Annotated in this window: 4 protein-coding genes and 1 pseudogene; 4 read left to right on the plus strand and 1 reads right to left on the minus strand. The window is 43.5% G+C overall.

From position 1 onward, the window contains the following. The 4 genes and pseudogenes from PAN06_RS12905 to PAN06_RS12920 form a co-directional block, all read left to right on the plus strand. Nucleotides 1–153 (plus strand): annotated as a pseudogene (locus tag PAN06_RS12905) (Mini-ribonuclease 3); the annotation flags it as partial. Next, nucleotides 150–1,010: a helix-turn-helix domain-containing protein gene (locus tag PAN06_RS12910; protein ID WP_269796524.1), complete on the plus strand. Its 861-nt coding sequence runs from the start codon at nt 150–152 to the stop codon at nt 1,008–1,010. The pseudogene PAN06_RS12905 and the gene PAN06_RS12910, both read left to right, overlap by 4 nt. 124 nt (nt 1,011–1,134) lie before the next feature. Continuing rightward, nucleotides 1,135–2,265 (plus strand): sn-glycerol-3-phosphate ABC transporter ATP-binding protein UgpC, encoded by a 1,131-nt coding sequence (gene ugpC / locus PAN06_RS12915; protein ID WP_021154414.1) that lies wholly within the window; start codon nt 1,135–1,137, stop codon nt 2,263–2,265. Between the two features lie 66 nt (nt 2,266–2,331). Then, the gene (locus PAN06_RS12920) at nt 2,332–3,999 is read left to right on the plus strand and encodes an alpha-glucosidase (RefSeq protein WP_269796525.1); all 1,668 of its coding nucleotides are present in this window, start codon (nt 2,332–2,334) and stop codon (nt 3,997–3,999) included. A 591-nt stretch (nt 4,000–4,590) separates the two neighbouring features. Here the strand turns inward: PAN06_RS12920 and PAN06_RS12925 are convergent. Next, nucleotides 4,591–4,993: LPXTG cell wall anchor domain-containing protein (locus tag PAN06_RS12925; RefSeq protein WP_269796526.1), on the minus strand; the 403-nt coding region annotated here is incomplete at its 5' end.

Genomic DNA, 4,993 nt, shown 5'->3' on the forward strand with positions numbered 1-4,993 from the left:
ACCAAGGCCAAAAATGCGGATGTCGTGACTTATCGTATGTCGACAGGCTTTGAAGCCGTTATGGGCTATCTTCATATGACGGGTGAGCTTGCTCGTTTAGAAGAATTGATCAACTGGTGCATCCAGCAAGTAGAAGAAGGAAGAAAGCAGTGAAAAATATCAGAGAGTGGTTTCCTCATGCAGAGGTGACGGATCAAGCCCATCCACCAGCTGGTTATGTAGCCATTCCCCTTCAGGCTCATCAATGGCTGCTACTGAAGGAAGAAGAGTTAACCGAGCGAGAAAAACAATTGATTTCCTGGTTGGGCGGTGAAGAAGAGGTTGCCCCTAATCCTTGGTACCAGTACCTGATCGATGGAAAGGGAGAAGCCCCTCAAGTCATCAAAAAAATGCAGCTCGTCTATTGCCACATTTCGCATTCAACAGCGGAAGGGACGGCTTCTTGGCTAGAGATGATGCAGATACTCTTGCCCAATTTCCGAGCAACCTTGCAACTGAGCGGACAAGATTATGTGCTCATTCTGGACCAAGACCAGTCTTTACCTGTGGCCGATATCTTAAAAGATACCGTCTCTGCCATGGAGTATGATTTCAACATTCGTTTATCTATCCTGGTCGGGCAAGTATGGACCGAGTCTAAAGACGGGAAAGTTTCTCCTGTCATCCGAGCAGAACAGGCGGTCTTTCGAGCTTGGATTCGAGAGGGCCATCAAGGTGTCTATCGCTTTTCTCAACTCTATCTGTGGGGGATCGAGCAGGCAGGTCTGGACCTTACTCCAATCAAAGAAAGCTTGTATCAGTTGATTGAAAGTCAAGATCAATTGCAAGACATCATTGTCGCTCTTTGGGAAAATGGGGCAGTCGTGACCAAGGCGGCCCAGCAACTCTATCTCCATCGCAATTCGCTCCAATACAAGATTGATAAGTGGGAAGAGATAACGGGTCTCCAGTTGAAAAATCTGACAGATCTGGCTCTTTGCTACCATTTAGTCTTGCAAGATGTCATTTAAACGGAATCAATCGAGAGTTTTGTGCAACTTGCACAAAACTCTTTTTCTTTTTTGTGAGACTTGCCATAGATTTGTAAAACGTTTTCATTTACAATAGAACTATAAAAATCAAAGGAGTACCATCATGGTAGAATTAAATCTTAAAAATATTTACAAAAAATATCCAAACAGCGAACACTACTCAGTTGAAGACTTCAACTTGGACATCAAAGACAAAGAGTTTATCGTTTTCGTAGGTCCTTCAGGATGTGGTAAATCAACAACTCTTCGTATGATCGCTGGTCTTGAAGATATCACAGAAGGTGAATGTTCCATCGATGGCACTGTTGTAAACAACGTGGCACCTAAAGACCGTGACATCGCCATGGTATTCCAAAACTACGCTCTTTACCCACACATGACTGTGTACGATAACATGGCATTTGGTTTGAAATTGCGTAAATACAGCAAGGAAGATATCGACAAACGTGTACAAGAAGCAGCTGAAATCCTTGGCTTGAAAGAATTCTTGGATCGTAAACCAGCTGACCTTTCAGGTGGTCAACGTCAACGTGTTGCCATGGGACGTGCCATTGTCCGTGATGCAAAAGTATTCTTGATGGACGAACCATTGTCAAACTTGGATGCGAAACTTCGTGTATCCATGCGTGCTGAAATCGCGAAAATCCACCGCCGTATCGGAGCTACAACGATCTATGTAACCCACGACCAAACAGAAGCGATGACATTGGCTGACCGTATCGTTATCATGTCTGCTACTAAAAACCCTGCAGGTACTGGTACAATCGGACGTGTAGAACAAATCGGAACTCCTCAAGAAGTATACAAAAATCCAGTGAACAAATTTGTAGCTGGATTCATCGGAAGCCCTGCGATGAACTTCATCAATGTAAAATTGGAAGGTGGACACATCGTTGCTAATGGATTGAATTTGAAAGTTCCAGAAGGTGCTTTGAAAGTCTTGAAAGAAAAAGGCTATGATGGTAAAGAATTGATCTTTGGTATCCGTCCAGAAGACGTGAATACAGAAGCTGCTTTCCTTGAAACTTTCCCAGAATCAGTCGTGAAAGCTACGATCTCAGTGTCTGAGTTGCTTGGTTCTGAATCTCACTTGTACTGCCAAGTTGGTGACAACGAATTTATTGCAAAAGTAGATGCGCGTGACTACCTTGGAACTGGTGAAACCATCGAACTTGGATTTGACTTGAACAAAGCTCACTTCTTCGATAAAGAAACTGAAAAAACAGTATACTAATACCTACTGACACGATAGAGACTGAGACGATTTGTCTCGGTCTCTTTCATTTTAAGGAGACAAGACATGGAAAAAGACTGGTGGAAGGGGAAGGTCGCTTACCAGATTTACCCAAAAAGCTTTAAGGACAGCAATGACGATGGTGTTGGTGATTTAAAAGGAATCACGGAGAAACTCGATTACCTTCAACAGTTGGGGATTGATATTCTCTGGCTATCTCCTGTTTACAAGAGTCCTTTTATTGACCAGGGCTATGATATTTCAGACTATTATTCCATTGATCCCCTTTTTGGGACCATGGAAGATATGGAAGAGTTGATTGCGGAAGGTAAGAAGCGAGGCATTTCCATCATCATGGACTTGGTGGTTAACCATTGCTCCAGTCATCACGAGTGGTTCCAAAAGGCTTTAGCAGATCCAGATGGTCCTTATGCGGACTACTTTTACTTCATCGAAAGTGACAAAGAACCCAACAACTGGGAAAGTTACTTTGGGGGCAGTGTTTGGGAGCCGGTTCCTGGCACCAATAAGTACTATCTCCATTCTTTCCATAAGGACCAGCCAGACCTCAATTGGCAAAATCCTATCTTGCGCGAAGAAATTTACAGGATGATCAATTGGTGGTTGGACAAGGGAATTGCGGGCTTCCGGATTGATGCCATCATCAATATTAAAAAGGATTTAGAATGGCGTTCGCTTCCGTCTGATCGCGAAAATGGCTTGGTCCCAGTACCGGAGTCTCTAGTGAATGCCCAATCGATTGAACCCTTCTTGCAAGAGTTAAATGAGCAAACCTTTGCCAAGTACAATGCTTTCACAGTAGGGGAAGTGTTCAATGAAACCGACGAAGAGTTGCATTTCTTTATCGGAAAAGATGGCGTTTTCTCATCGATATTTGATTTCAAACAAACCATGCTGGGCCAAGAAGGAAAAGGCTGGTTTGACCATAGTCTTCCAACAGCAGATGAACTCAAGGAAAGTATTTTCCAAGCGCATGAGCGCGCAGATAGTATTGGAGTTCTCTCGACGATCATCGAAAACCACGATGAGCCTCGTGGGGTGTCCCATTATATTGCTGAAGATCCAGTAAACGACACCAGTAAAAAAGCCCTAGGAACTATTCAGGTTTTGCGCAAGGGAATTCCGTTTATCTATCAAGGCCAAGAAATTGGAATGGAAAACCAAGTCTTTGAATCAGTAGAGGACTTTGATGATATCGCGACCATCAATGGCTACCATGTGGCTAAAGAAGCTGGTTTGAGCGAGGAAGAAGCCTTAGCAGTGATTACCAACTACAGCCGAGACAATGCGCGGACACCGATGCAGTGGACAAGAGAGCCAGGTCTGGGCTTTAGCGATGTACCAGCCTGGCTGATCAGTCCCAAACCAGATTATTCCATTAATGTGGAAGACCAGGAAAAGGATCCAGATTCTATTTTGAATTATTACCGTCAGCTGACGGCCTTGTATCGCCATCCCCTCTATGGAAATACCATCCGGTTTGGAGATATGATCCCAGCTTATCGGGACCGCGAGAATATCATCGCCTTCGAACGCCGTGGAGACAAGCGTATCTTGGTAATCAGCAATTTCCAAAATCGCCAGGCCACTTTGGAGTTACCAGCTCCGATTAAAACGCTCGTTTTAAATAATACTGCTGGGTTGTTCCAAGAAGGAGACCAGGTATTAGAATTGGTCCCTTACCAAAGCATCGTGCTGGAATTGGTGGAATAAGGAGAAATTTTGCATCAGTGTCAGACTTTAATGTAGAATAGTATTTTCATTAAATATTCTGGAGAAATTTATATAAGTTTTCTATACTTTAGAATCAGTCAAGTATAAACTGAAACTTTCCGCCGTGAGAAAAGTGCTTGAAACATTATTGTTTCAAGCACTCGGGAGTTTTGGGAGTAAAACAGTTCGGGGAACTGTTTTAGCCTGAGCCTAAAAATTAAAAAGCGAAGGGGTCCAAAACGAATTGAACACGGGCTGCGGATTGTGTCAAAAGCGCAAAATACATTAGTACTAAATCCAAGACACAGTAGCTGATTGAATTCTTCTCTCACCTTTTAGCTTGGAAGAATCCTAATCAGCCTTGTGGGGGCAGGACAACGAAGCAATACCATACAAAAGTGCTTCTGTCCTGCTCCCTATTTTGACTGTATCCGCAGACGCCCTTTATATCTTAATCAGTCATGGAACTTCGAAGAAGTTCGCTGACGTCCGTACTCACCTAAGGAAAGTTTTGAAAGATAGTTTAGATCCAAAAAGAACCTTCGCATCTGCAAAGGTTCTTTTCATGTCATCCAGGTCTAAACCTGGAACTTACTCAACTTCTTTCTTTTTCAAGAGGAGGAAGCCTCCGCTTACAGCTAACAAGAAGCCTGAAAGAATGAAGTGTGCAGTTGTGTCTTCTCCGGTTTGTGGCAATTGTGCCTTGGCTGGACTTCCTTGGAAGCTTTGTCCTACTTGGTAAGTCAAGGCTTGCACGCTTTCTTCATTTTTTGTTGTCATTTCTTTTTGTGGAAGGAGCACTTTAGGAGTATCCTTCTTGGCTAAGATTGGCTGTGGATTGCTTGTTTGGTTATGAATTGGAACCACCACTTGATCTGGTTCTTTAGCTGGAACGTAATCCATCAAGCTTGCCAACTTGCTGCCAAAGATCGCATTGGTTACCCAGCGGAAGAAGTGGACAGGGTGTTGACGGTTGGTTGGATTTCCTGCATAG

This window comes from Streptococcus sp. SM3 (assembly GCF_027497875.1).